This is a genomic window from Serratia entomophila (assembly GCF_021462285.1).
Taxonomy (GTDB): Bacteria; Pseudomonadota; Gammaproteobacteria; order Enterobacterales; family Enterobacteriaceae; genus Serratia; species Serratia entomophila.
The window spans coordinates 302620-324096 of the sequence record NZ_CP082787.1; the positions used below are offsets into that span (position 1 = coordinate 302620).

Genomic DNA, 21477 nt, shown 5'->3' on the forward strand with positions numbered 1-21477 from the left:
AATAAAATTAAATGACAGGGTCATGGATATGGTTTTTTCTCCTGCATGGAAGCTGTTTCGTCCTCATGCATTAGGCGTTTGTATTTTTCTGGCTTTAGCTAACTTTGTGCCGAAAGCTGAAGCAGAGGACGGCATCCAGTTTAATACCGACATATTGGACGTGAACGATCGGCAGAATATCGACCTGAGCCAGTTTTCGCGCAGCGGCTATATTATGCCTGGCGCTTATACCATGGTTATTCATCTTAATAACAGTGAGCTGCCGGAGCAGAGCGTTGACTTTTATCCGTCAGACGATGATCCGAAAAGCAGCCTGGCCTGTATTTCCCCGGCATTGGTGGAACAGCTTGGGCTGAAGCCGGACGCGCAGAAAGCATTGCGCTGGTGGCACGATAACCAATGTTTGGATATCGCCAGCCTGAAGGGTATGGAGGCGCGCGGTGATTTAGCCACGGCGGCGCTGTATTTAAGCGTCCCGCAGGCCTATCTGGAGTATTCGTCACCGGACTGGGACCCGCCGTCCCGCTGGGACGAGGGTATTCCTGGGCTGCTGTTCGACTATAACATCAACGGCCAGACCCAGCGCCAGCAACGCGGCGGCGGGCAGAACAACAGCCTGAGCGGCAACGGCACCGCCGGCGCCAACCTCGGCGCCTGGCGCCTGCGGGCCGACTGGCAGGGGCAGCTGAACCACCAGACCGGCAGCGGGCAAGGCACCGACCAGCAGCTGGACTGGAGCCGCTACTATGCCTACCGCGCGCTGCCGGCGTTGCGCTCGCGGCTGACGCTGGGTGAGGACTACCTCAACTCCGGCATGTTCGACAGCTTCCGCTTTACCGGCGCAAGCCTGGTATCGGACGACAATATGCTGCCACCGAACCTGCGCGGCTATGCGCCGGAGGTGGTCGGGGTGGCGAAGACCAACGCCAAGGTCACCATCAGCCAGCAGGGGCGGGTGATTTACGAGACCCAGGTGGCGGCAGGGCCGTTCCGCATTCAGGACATCAGCGAGGCGGTATCCGGCGAGCTGGACGTGAAGGTGGAGGAGCAGGATGGCAGCGTGCAGGCGTTCAAGATGAACACCGCCAGCGTCCCGTACCTGACGCGCCCCGGCTCCTGGCGCTTCAAAATGGCGGCGGGCAAGCCTTCGGACTGGCAGCACCGTTCCAATGGCCCGCTGTTCGGCTCCGGGGAGTTTTCCTGGGGGGTGAGCAACGGCTGGTCGCTGTACGGCGGTTTACTGGGCGGCGGCGACTATAACGCGGGGGCGCTGGGTATCGGCCGCGACCTGATGGCGCTGGGGGCGCTGTCGTTAGACGCCACCCAGTCGCGGGCGCGGTTGCCGCAGCAGGACGGCACGCTGAGCGGCGGTTCGTACCGCCTGAGCTATTCGAAGACCTTCGACGAGACCGACAGCCAGGTGACCTTTGCCGGCTACCGCTTCTCGGAGCAGGACTTTATGAGCATGAGCGAGTATCTGGACGCCCGCTATTACGGCGGCCGGGTGGGTAACAACAAGGAGATGTACACCATCACCTTCAACCAGCAGTTCCGGGATATCGGCCTGAGCCTGTACCTGAACTACGACCACCAGACCTATTGGGATCGGCCGGCCAATGACCGTTATAACCTGACGATGTCGCGTTACTTCGATATCGGCCGGTTTAAAAACCTGAACCTGTCGTTGACCGGTTACCGTAACAAATATGAAAACACCAACGATGACGGCATGTATTTGTCTCTGTCGATGCCGTGGGGCAAGGGTGCCAACCTCAGTTACAGCGCGACGGCGAACCGCAACGACAGCAGCCAGCGGGTGGGATATTACGATCGGCTGGATGAGCACAGCAACTATCAGTTGAACGTCGGCAACACCAGAAATGGCGCCAACTTCAGCGGCTATTACAACCGTGAAGGGGATATGGCCCAACTGAGCGCCAACGCCAGCTACCAGCAGGGTAGCTACAGTGCGCTGGGCTTCAGCGCCCAGGGCGGCGCGACCTTAACCGCAGAAGGCGCTGCGCTGCACCGCATCGGCATGCCGGGCAGCACTCGGCTGCTGCTGGATACCGGCGGCGTGGCTGGGGTACCGGTACGCGGCTACGGCAGTACCGTAGACACCAACCGCTGGGGCAAGGCGGTGGTGACGGACGTCAACAGCTACTACCGCAACAAGGCCAGCATCGATCTGAACAAGCTGGGGGAAGACGCCGAGGCCACCAAATCGGTGGTACAGGCAACCCTGACCGAAGGGGCGATCGGCTACCGCAAGTTTGACGTGATAGCCGGGGAGAAGGCGATGGCGGTCATCCGGCTGGCAGACGGCGGTACGCCGCCGTTCGGCGCCACGGTGATGAACGCCAACAAACAGGATACAGGGATAGTGAACGACGGCGGCAGCATCTATCTGAGCGGCATTCGAGCCGGGGAAAGCATGACCGTGCACTGGAACGGCGCGGCGCAGTGCGCCATCAGCCTGCCGAAAACCTTGCCGGCCGACATGATGAGCAGTCTGTTGTTGCCGTGCCAGGCGCTGCCGGCAAATGAGTCAGAGGCGCAATGAGCGCCACACCCTATTTGAATCTGTAAGAGTGATAAACGTATGAAAAAGAACTATGCCATGAGTAAACAAAAGCTGCTGACCGTCGCGCTGTTGGGCGCGCTGCTGGCACCGCAGGCGCAGGCGGCAATCGCACTGGACCGCACCCGGGTGATCTTCGATGGTAGCGTGCAGTCGGTAAGCCTGAACGTCAGCAACCAGAACAAGCAACTGCCTTATCTGGCGCAGGGTTGGCTGGAAGACGAGCAGGGAAATAAAGTTCAAAGCCCGCTCACCGTTCTGCCACCGGTACAGCGCATTGAGCCGGGCAAGCCAAGCCAGGTGAAGATCCAGGCGTTGCCGACGGCCAAACAGCTGCCGCAGGACCGGGAGACGCTGTACTACTTCAACCTGCGCGAGATCCCGCCGAAGAGCGACAAGCCGAACACCCTGCAGATTGCGTTGCAGACGCGCATTAAGCTGTTCTACCGCCCGGCGGCGATTGCGCCGCAGCAGAATGCCGCACCCTGGCAGGAACAGTTGACGCTTACCAGGCAAGGTGACAGGTACGTGGTGAATAACCCGACGCCGTATTACGTGACTATCGTGGATGCGGGTGCCAAGACAGGCGTGGTGGGCATAAAAGGTTTTGAGCCGCTGATGGTGCCGCCGAAGGGCAACGCGCCGCTGGGCGCCAGCGCCGCCGTACTGGGAGCCAGCCCGGTGCTGACCTACATCAACGACTACGGCGGCCGGCCGCAGCTGAGCTTTAACTGCAGCGGCAGCGCCTGCCAGGTGGCGCCGGAAAAGAGCAAATCGTAACGCTATTGGCTGCGGCGGGTAATCGGGAGGAATAAAGATGCAATGGATAAGCGACAGACTGAGAAAACACCTGCCGGAGCGCCAGGACTGGCACTATTACGCCACCCTGGGCGGGCTGGCGCTGATGGCGCCGCTCACCCTCGGTGCGATGCTGTGGCTGCTGCCGGCCGCCCAGGGTCAGGTGGCGGATAACTGGTACACCGACGGCGCCAATGGCGTACTGCAGGTGCGTGGCGCCCTGACGGAAAGCGCCTGCCGGCTGGAGATGGAAAGCGCATGGCAGGACATCAGCCTGGGAGAAGTCGGTACCGGGCGCCTGCAAAACGTCGGCGATCGCGGTACACCGGTGGCTTTCGAGCTGCTGTTGCGGGACTGCCTGCGCAGCCCGGCCGGCAGCCGGGATTCACGCATCGGCGCCTTAACCTGGGCCGACAATCAACCCGCGGTTACGGTGACTTTCCGCGCGGTGCAGGATGCAGATAACCCGCAACTGGTGAAGGCGCAGGGCGTTGCCGGGTTGGGGTTGCGTCTTGAAGATGGCCGCGGTCGGGATGTGCGGCTGGGCAGCCGCGGCGAGCCGCTGCTGCTGACGCCGGGGCAGAACGCCTTGAAGTATAGCGTGGCGCCGGAACGCACGGCGGCGAGCCTCACGGCCGGGGCCTATCGCGCCACGGTGGATTTTAGCCTGAGTTATGACTGAGGCGTTCCAGTAAGAAGATATTTTAAGAGCGGTTACCCTTGAACCAGTAATCAGGGATATACCGTTACAATCGGAAAGCAATCAGTTCATATTTAAGGTTCATAATTGTGATGCGGATGGGCAGTTAAGAAATAAGCTGGCGGTCGGGAATTTTTGACCCCTGGTTTGGTTTTTACAAATTATAGAGTGTTCAATTCATGTGCATCAAATATTTATTTAACCAGATTGTTTTTTTGTTTGTGCTATATTTTTTTTCGCTGATTTACTCTTTTCAGGCACATAGTGCTGTCGAAGTAAACCCCAAGTGGATAAAAGAGACGGAGACAATATACGCATTCTCAATTTCGCCTAGAGGGCAGGTATCCAATCCATATGGTTCTGAAGGCCGGGGGCTCACTTGTAATAGAACCGAAGGGTGTGAAGTGGCGTGGGAGCTTAGAATAGGCAATAACTATTTTCGTACTTGCCCCAATAACTTCACTGTTACTAAAGGTACAACGATTGAAAAGGTAATGCCGCAGATTAACTCGCGTATGATGGTACCTTGCACTTTTGATGCTTATAATTTTAAGGGGAATGAGCAACTCTGTCTTATGCTTGTGGGAAAAGGGGATTGGTTCAGTACGATAACGACACTTTCAACCAGCCTTTCTTTCGTGCGTTACGGGTCGCTGGATGTGTGTTATTTGGGGGGAGGGGGAGGACAAACAGGGGGGCTGACGCCACCGATTCAGCCTGCCAATTGCCAGGTGAACTCACAGAATATCAATTTGCAGCACTCTGCGCTTATTGCTCAGGAATTGAATGGCAACCGTAAAACGGTGGATGTCAATGTATCATGCAGCAGAAACAGCAGCATCAATTTGCGTATGACAGGGGTTGACAATAACGGACGCCTTGCTTTGGTGCGTGATGGAAGTTTGTCATCAGAGCTGGTGATTAATAAGGCTCCCGCACAGAAAGGTATTACTATAAATAATGTGGGGACTGGCGGGGTGAATGTGGTTATAGCATCGACTTTGAGAAGTAATGGGGTGATATCGGCAGGGGCTTATTCAGCATCGGCTATACTGCAAATAACTATTCCATGACGTTGTTATAGGGAGGGAATATATCATTAAAATGTCACTCTGGTACCCTTTCGTAACGACAGCTGAAAGCTTAAGAAATTGCGATATCGGCAGAAACAGTGAGGTGTTAAATATGCATGGCACCTTGCCGGAGAAATTTCGCCGTTGGTAATCACTGTTAGCAGTATTGTACGCGTTTAATTTTTGGCCAGAGCTAGAGCCAGAGCCAGAGCCAGAGCCAGGGCAAAGGAGTTTAGAGAATGAAGTATCACTTCAACCTGACCAGATATTTCATCGTTTTGAACCGTAATGCGGCGGTGTTTCTGCTCTGTGCAGGGATATCGCCACTGACCAAAGCGGCTACTACCGTGACGGTTAGCGTCACGGTGCTGGAAACGCCGGCTTGCGTGATCAATGACAATCGCACCATCGAAGTGGACTTCGGCGAGATCCTGACGGGCGGCGTGAATGGCAGCAATTATATGAAAGATGTGGACTATTCGCTGGCGTGTTCGGACGATAAATCCAATGCCATGCGGATGAAGGTCCAGGGCAATGCGACCCCCTTTGATGCCTCGGCGCTGCAGACCAACATCAGCGACTTCGGCGTGGCGTTACGCGCCAATGGACAGGCGCTTAATGTAAATAGCTGGCTGAAGTTTACTTATCCCGATAAACCGCAACTGCAGGCTGTGCCGGTTAAAAGAGCGGGTAAAAAGCTGCCCGGTGGCGCCTTTACTGCCGGTGCCACTCTACTGGTGTTTTATCAATGAGGAAGGTGGCGATGAAAAAGCTTGGCACGGTTTGCCTTATCCTGTTGGGTATTACGGCTTGCGAGGTTTCGGCGGCGGAAAACATGAGCTTTAAAGGTACTCTGAGAGAGGATGTGCCCTGCGAATTCAACGGCGGGCAGTCGATAAACGTCGATTTCGGGACGGTGGGCATTAATAGAATAGATGGCGAACGCTACAGAAAGTCATTTGCAGTCGATATAACTTGCCCCTCTGGCTTTGACGTTCCCTTTAAAATCAGCTACGTCGGTAAACCGAGCGATTTCGATAGCTCCGCGCTGGCGACCAATATCGATGGGCTGGGGATTAAGGCCCAGGAGCAAATTAATGGTGGTTGGTCAGATCTGGCAGTGGACGGTTATATGAGCGGCGTTGGCAGCATTAAGCGCCATGTGCAAGTGGTACCGGTTAAGAGCCCCAGTGAGGTCTTAACTCCGGGGGTTTTTAATGCTAATGCCTTATTCCGTCTTGAATATTATTAAATGGCACTCACGATGAATGATAAAAATCATCCATGCTATTAACCAGGAGATGAGGATGAAGAAGACTTTGCCGCTGCTGGCGTTATTGTGTATTAGCCATATCTGCTGGAGTGCGGCGCCTACGGTGGCGGTCAGCTACAGCGGCGTACTGGTGGCGGAGCCCTGCGTGATTCCTCCCGGGAAAGAGAATATCGAGCTGGATTTTGGCACGGTGATTGATAAATATCTGTATCTCAACCAGCGCACGCCAGGGAAGACATTTTCCCTGCAATTGACGGAATGCGATCTCAGCCTTGGCGAAACGGTAAGCGTCTCTTTTAGCGGCACGGAAAGTGTTGCGCTGCCGGGGCTGCTGGCCATCAATAGCGGTGGCGCGAGTGGTATCGCCATTGGTCTGGAAAATACTGCCGGAGAATTGTTACCCCTAAATCAACCGGCTGGGAAGCAGCGGTTGCAGGCGGGAAGCAACATAATCACGCTTAGAGCTTATGTGCGTGGTGAGCCTGAAGCGATAAAAAATAGTGCTATCGGCAGAGGGGCATTTAGCGCTGTGGCAACATTTTTACTGCACTATGATTGAATGCTAACGTAATAACGATGCGGTTATGCTAATTCATTAATCTGCGATAATGCCTGGTGCATATTATTACCATTTCTGTGCTCTTGATTTTTAGAGTGTGTTGGATAGCGGGACGTATGCTAACCGAGACTAGTTATTCTTGCGGGCAGGAATCTCAGTTTACTCCCTGTATGGGAAAAAACGTACCAGTGATAAATGATACGAGTGCTAAACGATTTGTCATTAGCTGACAACCTAAAGTCGTGTTGGTGATTTTACAATAAAGAGTAAGATAAGCATAGGTGTAGCTCTATGATATTAAATATATTAAAGAAAGTAATTTATTTTTTTCCGCTTGTGTTGACGCTATTCTTTTCCCCTATTGCATCGTCTTCTCCCTGGACGTTGGAAAGCACTGTTTTGCCGAGGCCGGGGCCCTGGGGGGGGTTTGATTTTTCAGTCAAGATAACCTCGTGGGATATTTTTAATACAACGAGTAATCCGCTTTATCATTGCTCAGAGTGCTACATTAATATTTATTATATTGATACCTGGGGGGTTGGTGGTGTGCCTGTCGGTCGAATTTATACGGGGTATGCAAGGGAATATAAAACGCTGGGGGAGTTGGGAGAGTATTTGATACAGGATGGTATTTTTAAACGAACCTTTACCAGGACGCAGTACGGCGGCGGGGGGAAAACATGCTTTTTCCTTGGAACTGAAGGGAGAAGGCCTTTGCCTGGCGGCGATGAATTTTGTTATCACCGGGTTGACCCCACCTATTGCAATATTTCTATGCCGAATAGTCAGTTGAGGCACGGCACACTCAGCCCTGATAAAATAAATGGAAATACCGTAAGTACGTCGCTATATGTGAAATGCAGTGCCGAAACTGGGGTGCGCATTGCATCGGCAGATCGTTCCGGCAGCATTAATTTAAAGGGTTATGGCGGTTTTCGTAGCGAGCTTAAAGTAGACGGCGTGAATTTGGGCGATGGGAAAGTGGTTAGGGCCACAGCGGCAGGCGTTGAGTTGACCTTGAGTTCTACTCTGGCCGGTTATGACGGTAGCGCCGGTACATTCCAGGGCTCAAAAACCATCATAGTTTATTTACCATAGTCGATGCTTTTCTTTATTTTAGATGAAAATAATCTGGACGGTGAGTTAACAAAAATGAGATTCATAACGGCTGGTTAAAGGGCGATTTTCATATTATGCTCTGGCTTTAGCTTCATGTGCATTTATTCATTGTTTTGTGGAAGATGAGATGGGTATTTAAATCTCCATTATCGTCAACATATCTTTCAGATAAATTTGGGTTTAAATAACCTATGGCCTCCACGATGATCCATCCATGGGATGGATGTAACAGGAGATATAAGAATGAAAAATCTTAATGTCGTCATCGACGATGAGAACCGTTATTTCGCAGAAGGCTTGCGGTTCTGCATTGAACAATATGCGCTAACACGCAATAAAGCCGTCCATTTTTTAACGCCGGGCTGTGCGGAACAGCCGGATATGGTGCTGGCCTCATCCCGGCGGCGCGCCCAGTGCTGGCGCAGGACGGGCCATCGCGGCGCACCGCTGGTTATCACGGTTAAAGAAAGGCCTGTTCCTGTCGCGAACGACAGGGCCTGCGTACTGTACCGAACAGATGAGCAGAACAAGTTGTTTGAGTTGTTGAACGAAGCATTATCTGGCGGCGAGCCAATGCTCTTCAGACGTCAACCCCTGACCTGCCGCGAACGACAAGTGGTGGGCTATCTCCGCAGCGGGCTCGATCAATCGCAAACGGCAAGAATATTGGGGGTCAGCGTAAAAACGGTGCACAGCCATAAACGCTCGGTAATGAGCAAAATGATGTTAAAAAAGCGCCATGAATTTATTTATTGGCTTTTGTCCCAAGAGGGAGAATATGCCTAACCGTGAAGAGGGATGTTATATTTTCATGTTTTTGGTAAGCTCCAATAAGGTTGGCAATAGATAAAGGTCACGAAAGTGATTCGTACCCCTTATCAATAAGTAATGAGTGTCACTGTTTTTATATAGGCCGGGGTGGTTGATGAGTTTAATGCCATAATCTTGGTGAATGTTTTCTATTGGCCCTGTCTTGTAGCGATAAATCAAGGGAATGTAAAGTGAAGCTTATTTGTCTGGCAATATTTTTCCTATTCTTGAGTGCGTATTCGTTTTTTAAACACGGGCAGCTCATGAGGAAAAAGCGGTTGCCGAGTGTGCAGGTAAAGGGTTAGGCGTGACAACATTGTTGACAGACCGCTCGGCCGCACTTCAGGGAAATCCCCCTTTTCCGGGGTATTAAATAAAGTAAAAGGAGATAGTGATTATGAACAAAAACATTCTATTGCTCGGCTGTGCACTGCTGATGTGTTCTCAGCTCTCTTATGCCGGTCTGGTGATCGAGGGCGGCATTAATGGCAACACCGGCAGCGGCGGCACTTCCGTTGATGTGAGCATTAACGGCAGCACCAACGGCAACAATGGCACCGGCGTGAACATTGGCGGCCAAAACGGCGCTCAGAAACCGGGCTCTGCCGCCAGCCAACTGCAAAAAGATATCTATGCGTCTATTTGCGCCAGTCCGTTTATGAAAAAATACGCCTCTATTTGCCAATAATTCTGAAGATTAATGCGGATAAGCTCGCCGCTTGGCGGGCTTTTTTCTTTGAAAACCGGGCATGAAGGCCCAGCCCTACCATCATAATAGGTATGCCATCGTCGAATAGATTATCTGCAGTGATATCACAACGATATAATTTTTTATAAAACGACAATGGCTTCTTAAAAGATTAATAGGCTTAATGGATTATGGTTTTTTGTAAGTTAAAACCTGGAAGCGACCTTCCTTACCTTATTCTGGTCATTTGGTTCGGATTGGTGATGCATCTTTACTTCCCGAATATGGGCGGGATGGGTTTTGCATTGCCGCAGAACTTTATCAGTTGGGGAGGGATGGCGCTGCTGAGCCTGATTATCTGAATGAGCGTCTTGTTCTGCAAGCGGCGTATCATAATAACGCCAACGGTTAAGCTATGTGTTGTCGCTCTAACGCTGCTGGCCATTCCCCTGTTTTATACCCGGCCTGAATGGCGGGAGGCTGCGCTTTGGCGCTGGGGTGGCTTATTTGGTGGATTGATTTTCTATTTTTCATGGCTGCAGACTAACTTTTCAAAACGAGCGCGTTATTGGCTGTTCGGCATTATAGTACTGGCGGTAACGATACAGGCGTTAATGGCGTTGCTGCAGATGTTTAATCTGGGCCACTGGTTGCCGTATCCGGTGGTTGGCGGCCGCCCTTACGGCGTATTCCAGCAGGTCAACCTGTTGGCCAGTTTCGCCGCCACCGTACTGGCTTTAGTGCTGATGCTGTTTCTGCTACCAGATTTTCAACTGCGGGTGGCAGGCCATGAAAAGTGGCGCCGGGTCTTGCTGTGCTTGCTATTGGCGGTATTTCCCGCTCTGCTGGTTTGGTTGCAATCGCGTATTGGCTGGTTGGGCGGCGGTGTTGTCGCACTGTTATTTATGGTGACTTACGCCAGGAAATACCCATGGGGCAGCGTTGTTGCTGCGTTGATGATGCTGTGTGGCGCACTGGCAGGAATAGCGGTACTTGGCTGGAGCGAACAGGTTAATGCCGTCAGTCATGCCGGCTCAGACAGCGCGCGCGGCATTATGCTCAACGGCACGCTGGCGATGATTATGGAAAAGCCGCTGGCGGGCTGGGGCTATGGCGGTTTTGAGTATAGTTTCCAGCATTTTCGTGCGGCATTGGGGGAGTCGACGCTGGGGGTCGGTGTAGCGGTGCACCCTCATAACGAAATTCTCTTATGGTGGGTTGAGGGGGGAGGCGCAGGGCTGCTCGGCATGCTGTTGCTGCTGTTTGCCGGGGGACGGTTGGCGGTTAAAGCGTGGTTACAGCATCGCCAGCGAACGGCCCCGCCCAATCAGGGGGGGATGCTGGCGCTTTGTTTCGCATTATTACCTATGGCCTTGCACACCCAGACCGAGTATCCGTTCTATTTATCTGCGCTGCACTGGGCCGTTTTTCTGCTATTACTGGCGATGCTGGATCAGGGAGTGACTCCTGCCGATGAGCGGAGCGAGTTAAGCGGGAGAACCGCAGGGATCTTGCTACCTGTATGTTCTTTACTTACTCTGGCCGCGATGTTGCTCGGGTTGCAGGGCAGCATTGTCCTAACCCATGCCGAGCGGAATAATTTTGCCGATATGCGTGATGTTGTCGCTATGCCCAGCGCTGTTTCTTGGCTTCAGAGTGAGCGCCGGGAGTTCGATCAACAGGTTTATGCATTGTTGTTATTTAATCAAACACAGGATGAAAGTTTGCTATCCGGTTATACGCAGTGGGCTCAAGATTATTTGAAGAAGCACATAGATAGAAACGTATATGCCACGCTGTATTTGATTCTTAAGCACCAGGGGCAGAGTAGGTCTGCAGAAATGCTGCGTCGGGAGGCCATCGCTTTCTTTCCTGACGATCCGCGTTTTCTATAATCAGGTGGCTATTCAGCCAACCCTGATTTTATATAGGAGATGCCTTGTTCGTCATATAAGGCGTAGATCATCCGCAACAGCGTCCTGATATCTTCCGTCTCATCCAGCATTCGGGTACGGAGTTTATCAATCCGTCGGCAGCAGGAATAAAGCCGAGAAAGGCGACCCTGAAGGATCTGTTCGCCGAGCGCGAGGCTTAAGCACCCTGATGTTTGGGCTGGTTTTTTTCATGTCGCTGTTTGTCATTTACGGCATGACCTCCGGGCTGCCCAAGCTGATACCGCAGGCGGGTTACCCCTTGGGTTCCAGCCTGTCGTTTCTGACCGGGGGACCATTGCCGGGGCGCTGAGCAGTTGCTGGTTGATGGATAGGGTGAACGGAAGGCGCATTCTCATCGGCTATTTTTTGCTGGGGACCGCTACTCTGCAACTGCTGGCATTCAGACGCCGATCCATCTGTTGTATTCGCTGCCGGTTGTTGCAGGGGCCAGCACCATTGGTATGCAAATAGCGATGAGCTCTTATGTCGCCCGTTTTTACCCCGGAACCATGACTTCGACAGGCCTTGGCTGGGGCCTGGGCATTGGCCGCATCGGCGCGATCCTGGGGCCGTTCATTGGCGGTCTGCTTATCGATATGGATCTGACGCTGCAGCAAAACTTTATGGCTTTCGCGCTGCCGTCGCTGCTGGCGGCCGTCTGGCGGCATCCTGAAAATGCCATGGGGGGATGCAGAGTCCAGTCCGTACCTCAGAAAGCAAAAAACCCGCCTTTTGGGCGGGTTCTTCTAAATAGGGCGACCGGACTCGGACAACCGGCCTTGCGCCGTGTTGAACAGCGCTTCAGCGCTGGCCCGCAGGGTGAGGCCTTTGGGCCGAATAATCGAACGCAGTTCGATGGAGAGTCCTGTCCCTGAAAAGCAAAAAACCCGCCATGGGCGGGTTCTTCTAAATATGGTGCCCGGACTCGGAATCGAACCAAGGACACGGGGATTTTCAATCCCCTGCTCTACCGACTGAGCTATCCGGGCAACGGGCAGCATTAAACCGTATTGGCCGGGGGCCGTCAACGGCTTTATGCATGAAATACCTGAAAATGCATCCGGTTGCTGGCTTTTCAGTCAAGGGGCGTAAAAATACGTCCGCACGGGCCGCAAACGGGGGCTGATCGCCCACTGTGGATCTGCCGCTCAGCCTAAAGCGCCGTTTCTGCGGCACTGCGCCACCTGCAAGATGTCCTCGGCCAGCCGTTTGGCCACGGATACGTCCTGGAGTTGGCGTTTTACCAGCAGTTTGCTCAGGCAACCTTCCTGGATCAGCTCCATCTGTTGTGCCACCATATCGGCGTCGTCGGCGTCCATTTCGCGCAGCAGGTCGCGGGTCAGCTCCAGCGAAGTCAGCTTTTGCTGTTCCGCCAACTGGTGGATAGGGTGATCCGTTTCCGGGAAGAAGCTGCAGGCGGCGATAAACAGGCAACCGGGATAGCGGTCGTGCTGCACGTATTCCGCCAGCACGTCATAGCGCGCCAGCAGCTTTTGCTGCGGGCTCAGGTTTTCGTCCAACAGCAGCTGGCGGCGCCAGGTGTCGATCTGCTGGCCGTGATAGCGCAGGCAGTCATACAGCAGCGCTTCGCGGTCCGGCCAAAACCGTTTGAGATCGCTGGGCTGCACCTCGAGTTTTTCAGCCAGCATCTCCAGCGTGGCGGTCGCCAGGCCCTGTTGTTCCAACAGCCCCAGTGCGGTATCAAGAACGTGTTCACGTTGCACTTGTGCTTCCTCCAATTCGATTTTATTTATTGCACCGCTTTCTGCAAATGCGCGTTGAACGCCGGCGCATCCATAAAGCCGGTGACCCGCTGTGCGGGCAACTCTTGGCCGGCGCCGTTGAAGAACAGAATGGTCGGCAATCCGAGGACCTGCAGGCGCTTCAGCAGCGCCGCCTGTTCGGCGTTGTTGGCGGTCACGTCCGCCTGCAGCAGCACCACGTTGGCCAGCTTAGCCTGAACCGCCGCGTCGCTGAAGGTATATTTTTCGAACTCTTTGCAGGCGACGCACCAGTCGGCGTACAGATCCAGCATCACCGGCTTGCCCTGCGCCTGCTGCAGCGCCTGGTCGAGCTGCCCGACGTTCTCGATGCGGGTGAAGCTGAGGTGCGGCAGGTTGGCCTGTTGCGCGCCAGTGGCGCCGAACGCCCAGTCCTGCAGCGGCCGTGCGGCGATCACCGCCGCCGCCAGCAGCAGCAGCTGCAATGCTCTGGCCCAACCGCGTGAGGTTTTCAGGCTCAGGGCGAAGGCCCAGCCGAAGAACGCCAGGCCGAGCAGGCTCCACAACCGCAATCCCCACAGGTCACCGATCACCCGTTCCAGCAGGAAGACCGGCAGCGCCAGGATCACGAAGCCGAAGGCCTCTTTGACATACTGCATCCAGGGGCCGCTGCGCGGCAGCAGGCGGTTGCCGAACAGGGTGACGATCACCAGCGGAATGCCCATCCCCAGCGCGTAAAGATACAGCGTGCCGCCGCCGGCCCACATATTGCCGCTCTGGGCGATATACAGCAGGATGGCGCTCAGCGGCGCGGTGGTGCAGGGCGAACAAATCAACCCGGCCAATGCGCCCATCAGGAATACGCCGGTCAACGAACCGCCGCGCTGGGTGTTGCTCCAGTTGGCTAAGCGGGTCTGCAGCGCGGAAGGCAGCTGCAGCGAGTACAGGCCGAACATCGACAGCGCCAGGGCGATAAACAGCGCCGACAGGCCGATCAGCACATAGGGGTGCTGCAACGCTGCCTGGAACTGCAGCCCGGCGGCCGCAACCACCAGGCCGAGCAGGGTGTAGGTTAACGCCATGCCCTGCACGTAAACGACCGCCAGCGCCAGAATGCGCCCGCTGCCGTGCGGCCGTTCGCGGCCGAGAATGATGCCGGAAATCAGCGGGTACATCGGCAGCACGCAGGGGGTGAAGGCGATGCCGATGCCGATCAACAGCGCCCACAGGGGGGAGAACGGCAGGCTGGCGGGCGCCGGTGCTGCCGGCGCAGGGGTCGGCAATGCGGTGGCGGCGCTCACTGCATCCAGCGGGATCGTTCGGGTTTCCGGCGGGTAGCAGAAGCCGGCTTCGGCGCAGCCCTGATAGGTGACGATCAGGCTGGCGCTGGCTGCCGCCTGCTGCAGCGGAATGTTCAGGTTGAGCTGCTGTTTGAAAATGGCGACCTCGCCGAAGAACTCATCCTTGTGGCTCAGCCCCTCGGGCAGCGTAAAGGCGCCCAGCGTCGCCTGCTGCGGCACCAGCTTGATCTGCTGGCGGTACAGATAATAGCCCGGGCGAATTTGCCAGTTCAGCGTCAGCTGGCGGTCCTGCTGTTTAAAATCGAAGGCGAACGCCCGATCGACGGGCACGAACTGGCTGCCGCCGCTCTGGCCGAACAGCGAGGCCTGCGCCGCCTGCGGCAGGAAAAACAGGCTGCAAAGCAGCAAAATCAGTTTAATGAGGCGTTGATCCATAACAGGTAGTCTTTATCTCCGGCCATCACCGGCAGCACCAGCAGCTCGGGCGTCTGGTAGGGGTGATGTTGTTTCAGGGCGGTGAGCAGGGCATCTTGATGGCGACGATCGCTTTTGAACAGCATCTGCACTTCGTATTCCTGTTCCAGTTTCCCTTCCCAGTAATACAGCGACGTCGCGCCGGGCAGCAGCGTGGCGCAGGCCGCCAGCTTGTCGCCCAGCACCCGCGCCGCCAGTTCCTGGGCGCTGGCTTCATCGGGTGCGGTACAAAGTATGACGACGGCTTCGCAATCAGACATCTTCAACCCTCTCATCGATTGGTGTGGGCAACTATACCCCGAAGGCGGTTTGGCTAGAAGGCGAGTTTATCATCAAAGGAGAAACCGGGGCCGCAGCCCCGGTCGGGGAATTACAGCATCAGGCCACCGAGCAGGAAACCGAATACCACCGCCAATATCACGCCGATGGTGCCGGGGATGAAGAACGGGTGGTTGAACACGAAGCGCCCGATGCGCGTGGTGCCGGTGTCGTCCATTTGCACCGCGGCGACCAGCGTCGGGTAGGTCGGCAGGATGAACAGACCGGAAACGGCGGCGAAGGACGCAACGGCGGTCAGCGGCGACACGTTCAGCGCCAGCGCCATCGGCATCAGCGCCTTGGCGGTGGCGGCCTGGGAGTACAGCAGTGCGGAACAGAAGAAGAAGATCACCGCCAGCAGCCACGGATGCGCCTGGATCACGCTGCCCGCGGTCTCTTTGATCCAGTCGATGTTGGCCTGCACGAAGGTGTCGCCCAGCCAGGCGACGCCCAAAATACAGATACAGGCGCTCATGCCGGCTTTAAAGGTGCTGGAGTTGAGCACCTGGTCGGTGTCGACGCGGCACAGCAGGGTGGTCAGGGTGGCGACGCTCAGCATGATGATCAGGATGGCGTTGGTGGTGTTCATCAGCGGCTTGGCCACCAGGCCCAGGCCCGGGCTGTTGATGATGGCGTAGGCCACCACGCACAGCACCCCCAGCAGGAACAGCAGCACCGAGGCCTTGGCGCGCGGTTTGATCTCCAGCGCCTTGTTGCCGCGCAGGGTGATCAGGCCTTCTTCCAGGCGCTTCAGGTACACCGGGTCGTCAGACAGCTTTGAGTCGAACAGCCAGGTCACCAGCAGCGACATCACCAGCACCGCGCAGAAGGTGGACGGCAGCACCACCATCAGCAAATGCAGATAGCTGACGCCATGGCCTTCCATTACCGAAGACATGTACACCACCGCGGCGGAAATCGGCGAGGCGGTGATGGCTATCTGGGCGGAGACCACGGCGGTCGACAGCGGGCGGCACGGCTTGATGCCTTGTTCTTTCGCCACTTCGGCAATCACCGGCAGCGCGGAGAGCGAGATATTGCCGGTGCCGGCGAAGATGGTCAGGAAGTAGGTGACGATGGGGGCGAGGATGGTGATGTGCTTGGGGTTCTTGCGCAGCAGCTTTTCGGTTTGCTGCACCAGATAATCCATCCCCCCGGCGACCTGCATGGCGGAGATTGCGGCGATCACCGCCATGATGATGGAAATCACGTCGAAGGGGATGCTGCCCGGCTTGACGCCGATCAACGCCAGCACCAGCACCCCCAGGCCTCCGGCGAACCCGATACCGATACCGCCCAGTCTGGCACCTAAAAAGATGGCCAGCAGAACGATAACCAATTCCACGGCTAACATAGTGTCTACTCCTTAAAATAAGCTTATTTGAAAATAAAAAGTTAAAATTTTGTGGGCGCCAGAAAGTAAAAAGGCACGCTATCCAGAGGATTCAGCGTGCCTTTTCGGGCTACCGGGTAGGGCTGTTATTGTTCATTTTCATCCGTATAGCGTTTGGCTTTATAGGCCGGGTGCATCAGGTTCTCCACGGAGAAGATGTCATCCAGCTCGGCTTCGGTCAGCAGGCCGCGTTCCAGCACCACTTCGCGCACGCTCTTGCCGGTTTCGGCGCAGATCTTCCCGACGATGTCACCGTTGTGGTGGCCGATGAACGGGTTCAGATAGGTCACGATACCGATAGAGTTGAAGACGTAGTGCTCGCACACTTCTTTATTGGCGGTAATGCCGTTGATGCATTTTTCCAGCAGGTTATAGCAGGCGTTGGTCAGGATGTGGATCGACTCGAACATCGCCTGGCCGATCACCGGCTCCATCACGTTCAACTGCAGCTGGCCCGCTTCGGCCGCCATGGTAACGCAAGTGTCGTTGCCAATCACCTTGAAACACACCTGATTGACCACTTCCGGCACCACCGGGTTGACCTTGGCCGGCATGATGGAAGAACCCGCCTGCAGTTCCGGCAGGTTGATTTCGTTCAGGCCGGCGCGCGGGCCGGAGGAGAGCAGGCGCAGGTCGTTGCAGATTTTCGACAGTTTGACCGCCAGGCGCTTCAGCGCGCTGTGCACCATCACGTAGGCGCCGCAGTCGGAGGTGGCTTCGATCAGATCTTCCGCCGGCACGACCGGCAGGCCGCTGACTTCCGCCAGTTTCTGCACCGCCAGGTGCTGGTAGCCTTCCGGGGTGTTGAGCGCGGTGCCGATGGCGGTGGCGCCCAGGTTCACTTCCAGCAGCAGCTCCGCGGTGCGGTGCAGGTTACGGGTTTCTTCGTTCAGCAGCACGCTGAAGGCGTGGAATTCCTGGCCCAGGGTCATCGGCACCGCGTCCTGCAGCTGGGTGCGGCCCATCTTCAGGATGGTCTCGAACTCTTTCGCCTTGCGGTCAAAACCTTCGCGCAGCTGGTTGATGGCGTCGATCAGTTTCTGGTTGGAGGCGTACACCGCGATGCGGAAACCGGTCGGGTAGGCGTCGTTGGTGGACTGGCATTTATTGAGATGGTCGTTGGGGTTCAGGTACTGGTATTCGCCTTTCTGGTGGCCCATCAGCTCCAGGCCGATGTTGGCCAGCACTTCGTTGGTGTTCATGTTCAGCGAGGTGCCGGCGCCGCCCTGGAACACGTCCACCGGGAACTGATCCATGCATTTGCCTTTATCCAGCACTTCGTCGCAGGCCTGAATGATGACGTCGGCGATTTTGCGTGGGATGGTTTTTAGTTCTTTATTTGCCATCGCCGCGGCTTTTTTCACCATCACCATGCCGCGCACAAATTCGGGGACATCGCTGATTTTGCTGTTGCTGATGTAGAAGTTTTCAATCGCACGCAGAGTGTGAACACCGTAGTAGGCTTCTGCGGGGACTTCACGTGTTCCTAACAGGTCTTCTTCGATACGAATGTTGTTTGACATGAGAACCTTCTCTATGTGTTGCTGCCGAATTAATAATTTGTCAGGTAACCAAATAATGTTGCCGAAGGCTTGGGGCATGAAACGATTGACCATATCGCCCGTTGCTGCCCAGATCATATGCTGGTCAGTAATAAATGACTGAATCCAGATCACCTTATGGTGCTTATAAAAACGCACTTTTCCGGTTCTGTGATCTCTTTCACGTTTGCTAACTTTAGCAATAAAAAAGGGCCTTTGGTTGAAATGGGCCCGGCTTGTCCCCATTCTATTTAGGTCGGCCATATAGGCCCCCTTTTTTTCGCGCAGGCGCTTCGCGGCGGCTGCGCCTTACCTACCGATAGGAGAACCAGGTGCGCTGGTTACCGCTACTGCTGATATTTCTGCTGGCTTACATAGAAATATCCTTATTTATCAAAGTCGCCGCCGTGCTTGGCGTGGCTGTCACCCTGTTGCTGGTGGTGTTTACCTCCTGCGTCGGCATTTCGCTGGTGCGCAATCAGGGCATGAAAACCTTCGTGCAAATGCAGCAAAAACTGGCTGCCGGCGAAAGCCCGGCGGCGGAAATGGTGAAAAGCGTTTCGCTGGTGCTGGCGGGCTTCCTGCTGCTGGTGCCGGGTTTCTTCACCGACTTCCTCGGCCTGTTGCTGCTGCTGCCGCCGGTGCAGAAATCGCTGACGCTGAAGCTGATGCCGCATCTGTCGGTCTACCGCCCCGGCGGTTGGGGCCAGGGGGGCGATGCCGCCAACGGCAACACCTTCGACGGCGAGTTCCAGCGTAAAGACGACGATCGCTACACGCTGGAGCACCAGCCCGATGAGCACGACAAGCGCAACGATCGCTAAAAAAACGCGGCCTTGGCCGCGTTTTTTGTCTGCGCAGCTCAGGAATATCGCCAAAAACGAAAAATTTTTTTGCTGGCCCCTTGAAGGGGGATGGAATGCCCCCATCTCAAATCCCACGAGGCCGGTAACAACAAAAAAACCGGTGAACAACCCTAAATCTGATAGAGACCTTCTTACAGGAGAGCGTTCAATGAGTATTCGTCCATTGCATGACCGCGTTATCGTCAAGCGCAAAGAAGTTGAATCAAAATCTGCTGGCGGCATCGTTCTGACTGGCTCTGCAGCGGGTAAATCTACTCGTGGTGAAGTGGTGGCAGTGGGTAAAGGGCGTGTGCTGGAAAGCGGCAACATCCAACCGCTGGATGTGAAAGTTGGCGATATCGTGATTTTCAACGACGGCTACGGCGTGAAAGCAGAGAAGATCGACAATGAAGAAGTGTTGATCATGTCCGAAAGCGACATTCTGGCAATTGTTGAAGCGTAATTGCGCTTTATCTTCTGAACTGAACGAGTTGAAGGGAAATACCAATGGCAGCTAAAGACGTAAAATTCGGCAACGACGCTCGCGTGAAAATGCTCCGCGGCGTGAATGTTCTCGCTGATGCAGTAAAAGTGACCCTGGGCCCGAAAGGCCGTAACGTAGTGCTGGATAAATCCTTCGGCGCTCCTACCATCACTAAAGATGGCGTATCCGTTGCCCGTGAAATCGAACTGGAAGACAAGTTCGAGAACATGGGTGCGCAGATGGTGAAAGAAGTGGCCTCCAAAGCGAACGACGCTGCGGGCGACGGCACCACCACTGCAACCGTACTGGCTCAATCCATCATCACCGAAGGCCTGAAAGCGGTAGCCGCCGGCATGAACCCGATGGATCTGAAGCGCGGCATCGACAAAGCGGTTGTCGCTGCGGTTGAAGAGCTGAAAAAACTGTCCGTACCTTGCTCCGACTCCAAAGCCATCGCTCAGGTTGGCACCATCTCTGCAAACTCCGACGAAACCGTGGGTAAACTGATTGCAGAAGCGATGGAAAAAGTGGGCAAAGAAGGCGTCATCACCGTTGAAGAAGGCACCGGCCTGCAAGACGAACTGGACGTGGTTGAAGGTATGCAGTTCGATCGCGGCTACCTGTCTCCGTACTTCATCAACAAGCCGGAAACCGGTTCTGTCGAGCTGGAAAGCCCGTTCATCCTGCTGGCTGACAAAAAAATCTCCAACATCCGCGAAATGCTGCCAGTGCTGGAAGCCGTGGCGAAAGCCGGCAAACCATTGCTGATCATCGCCGAAGATGTTGAAGGCGAAGCGCTGGCTACCCTGGTGGTCAACACCATGCGCGGCATCGTGAAAGTGGCTGCGGTTAAAGCGCCTGGCTTCGGCGACCGTCGTAAAGCCATGCTGCAGGACATCGCTACCCTGACTGCCGGTACCGTTATCTCTGAAGAGATCGGTCTGGAGCTGGAAAAAGCCACCCTGGAAGACCTGGGCCAGGCAAAACGCGTGGTGATCAACAAAGACACCACCATCATCATCGATGGCGTGGGCGACGAAGCGACCATCCAGGGCCGCGTTACCCAGATCCGTCAGCAGATCGAAGAAGCGACCTCTGACTACGATCGTGAAAAACTGCAGGAGCGCGTAGCTAAACTGGCCGGCGGCGTTGCCGTTATCAAAGTTGGCGCAGCGACTGAAGTTGAAATGAAAGAGAAGAAAGCCCGCGTTGAAGACGCCCTGCACGCGACCCGTGCTGCGGTGGAAGAAGGCGTGGTTGCCGGCGGCGGCGTTGCGCTGATCCGCGTGGCGGGCAAAATTGCCGGCCTGAAAGGCGACAACGAAGACCAGAACGTCGGTATCAAAGTTGCGCTGCGCGCGATGGAGTCACCGCTGCGTCAGATCGTGATCAACGCCGGTGAAGAAGCCTCTGTGATCGCCAACAACGTGAAAGCGGGCGAAGGCAGCTACGGCTACAACGCTTACTCCGAAGAATACGGCGACATGATCGCGATGGGTATCCTGGATCCAACCAAAGTCACCCGTTCTGCTCTGCAGTACGCGGCTTCCGTGGCTGGCCTGATGATCACCACCGAGTGCATGGTTACCGATCTGCCTAAAGCCGACGCGCCTGACTTAGGCGGCGCCGGTGGTATGGGCGGCATGGGTGGCATGGGCGGCATGATGTAATCATCCCCTACGCTTGCGTATGCTGAAAACCCCGGTCAATCGACCGGGGTTTTTTTATCTTTAAAATCAACCAAGAGAATGATTTAATAGCACGTTATTAGTTTTGTGAATGAATTATTGCATTATTTTGTTTTTGCCATAAACAGTTGCCGTTTCCTTCCGATATACCCCATACCGACAAGAGGGGGTCCCTTC

20 protein-coding genes and 1 tRNA gene are annotated in these 21477 nt (G+C 55.2%); 15 read left to right on the forward strand and 6 right to left on the reverse strand.

Going from position 1 to position 21477, the window contains the following annotated elements; all coding sequences use genetic code 11:
* The first annotated feature begins 28 nt into the window (after positions 1–28).
* The 12 genes from KHA73_RS01360 (at position 29) to KHA73_RS01415 (ending at position 12410) form a co-directional block, all read left to right on the forward strand.
* The gene (locus KHA73_RS01360; RefSeq protein ID WP_234587652.1) at positions 29–2563 is read left to right on the forward strand and encodes an outer membrane usher protein; all 2535 of its coding nucleotides are present in this window, start codon (positions 29–31) and stop codon (positions 2561–2563) included.
* A gap of 57 nt (positions 2564–2620) precedes the next feature.
* On the forward strand, positions 2621–3361 hold the full coding sequence (locus tag KHA73_RS01365; protein ID WP_234587661.1) for a fimbria/pilus periplasmic chaperone: 741 nt from the start codon (positions 2621–2623) through the stop codon (positions 3359–3361).
* Positions 3362–3398: 37 nt separating this feature from the next.
* Positions 3399–4061, forward strand: coding sequence for a fimbrial protein (locus KHA73_RS01370; protein ID WP_234587663.1), 663 nt, complete (start codon positions 3399–3401; stop codon positions 4059–4061).
* A 197-nt stretch (positions 4062–4258) separates the two neighbouring features.
* The gene (locus KHA73_RS01375; protein WP_234587665.1) at positions 4259–5152 is read left to right on the forward strand and encodes an MrpH family fimbial adhesin; all 894 of its coding nucleotides are present in this window, start codon (positions 4259–4261) and stop codon (positions 5150–5152) included.
* Positions 5153–5391: 239 nt separating this feature from the next.
* On the forward strand, positions 5392–5904 hold the full coding sequence (locus tag KHA73_RS01380) for a fimbrial protein (protein WP_234587667.1): 513 nt from the start codon (positions 5392–5394) through the stop codon (positions 5902–5904).
* Between the two features lie 11 nt (positions 5905–5915).
* On the forward strand, positions 5916–6404 hold the full coding sequence (locus KHA73_RS01385) for a fimbrial protein (RefSeq protein WP_234587669.1): 489 nt from the start codon (positions 5916–5918) through the stop codon (positions 6402–6404).
* Between the two features lie 55 nt (positions 6405–6459).
* A complete protein-coding gene (locus tag KHA73_RS01390) occupies positions 6460–6984 on the forward strand; it encodes a fimbrial protein (RefSeq protein ID WP_234587670.1) in 525 nt (174 codons plus the stop codon).
* Positions 6985–7275: 291 nt separating this feature from the next.
* Complete coding sequence (locus KHA73_RS01395; protein ID WP_234587672.1) at positions 7276–8082, forward strand: MrpH family fimbial adhesin; 807 nt, start codon at positions 7276–7278, stop codon at positions 8080–8082.
* 264 nt (positions 8083–8346) lie between these two features.
* Positions 8347–8889: a helix-turn-helix transcriptional regulator gene (locus KHA73_RS01400; RefSeq protein ID WP_234587674.1), complete on the forward strand. Its 543-nt coding sequence runs from the start codon at positions 8347–8349 to the stop codon at positions 8887–8889.
* Between the two features lie 421 nt (positions 8890–9310).
* Complete coding sequence (locus tag KHA73_RS01405) at positions 9311–9601, forward strand: hypothetical protein (RefSeq protein ID WP_234587676.1); 291 nt, start codon at positions 9311–9313, stop codon at positions 9599–9601.
* 362 nt (positions 9602–9963) lie between these two features.
* A complete protein-coding gene (locus KHA73_RS01410; protein ID WP_234587678.1) occupies positions 9964–11496 on the forward strand; it encodes a PglL family O-oligosaccharyltransferase in 1533 nt (510 codons plus the stop codon).
* Between the two features lie 500 nt (positions 11497–11996).
* The gene (locus KHA73_RS01415; RefSeq protein ID WP_234587680.1) at positions 11997–12410 is read left to right on the forward strand and encodes a hypothetical protein; all 414 of its coding nucleotides are present in this window, start codon (positions 11997–11999) and stop codon (positions 12408–12410) included.
* A 38-nt stretch (positions 12411–12448) separates the two neighbouring features.
* On the opposite strand, the gene KHA73_RS01420 is transcribed toward KHA73_RS01415, so the two are convergent.
* The 6 genes from KHA73_RS01420 to aspA form a co-directional block, all read right to left on the reverse strand.
* Positions 12449–12524 (reverse strand) — tRNA-Phe (locus KHA73_RS01420).
* Between the two features lie 159 nt (positions 12525–12683).
* A complete protein-coding gene (dicD, locus tag KHA73_RS01425; protein ID WP_234587682.1) occupies positions 12684–13259 on the reverse strand; it encodes a division control transcriptional repressor DicD in 576 nt (191 codons plus the stop codon).
* 26 nt (positions 13260–13285) lie between these two features.
* Positions 13286–14992: a protein-disulfide reductase DsbD gene (locus KHA73_RS01430; protein WP_234587684.1), complete on the reverse strand. Its 1707-nt coding sequence runs from the start codon at positions 14990–14992 to the stop codon at positions 13286–13288.
* Positions 14968–15291 (reverse strand): divalent cation tolerance protein CutA, encoded by a 324-nt coding sequence (gene cutA, locus KHA73_RS01435; RefSeq protein ID WP_234587686.1) that lies wholly within the window; start codon positions 15289–15291, stop codon positions 14968–14970. Before cutA ends, KHA73_RS01430 begins: the two co-directional genes overlap by 25 nt.
* 110 nt (positions 15292–15401) lie before the next feature.
* Positions 15402–16703, reverse strand: coding sequence for an anaerobic C4-dicarboxylate transporter (locus KHA73_RS01440; protein WP_234587688.1), 1302 nt, complete (start codon positions 16701–16703; stop codon positions 15402–15404).
* A 125-nt stretch (positions 16704–16828) separates the two neighbouring features.
* Positions 16829–18265 (reverse strand): aspartate ammonia-lyase, encoded by a 1437-nt coding sequence (aspA, locus tag KHA73_RS01445; RefSeq protein WP_234587690.1) that lies wholly within the window; start codon positions 18263–18265, stop codon positions 16829–16831.
* 350 nt (positions 18266–18615) lie between these two features.
* Here aspA and KHA73_RS01450 point away from each other — a divergent pair, with 350 nt between their 5' ends.
* The 3 genes from KHA73_RS01450 (at position 18616) to groL (ending at position 21282) form a co-directional block, all read left to right on the forward strand.
* Positions 18616–19107, forward strand: a complete 492-nt coding sequence (locus KHA73_RS01450; RefSeq protein ID WP_234587692.1) for an FxsA family protein — start codon at positions 18616–18618, stop codon at positions 19105–19107.
* A 190-nt stretch (positions 19108–19297) separates the two neighbouring features.
* Positions 19298–19591, forward strand: a complete 294-nt coding sequence (locus KHA73_RS01455; RefSeq protein WP_004952634.1) for a co-chaperone GroES — start codon at positions 19298–19300, stop codon at positions 19589–19591.
* Between the two features lie 44 nt (positions 19592–19635).
* Positions 19636–21282, forward strand: a complete 1647-nt coding sequence (gene groL / locus KHA73_RS01460; protein ID WP_234587701.1) for a chaperonin GroEL — start codon at positions 19636–19638, stop codon at positions 21280–21282.
* Positions 21283–21477 lie beyond the last annotated feature (195 nt).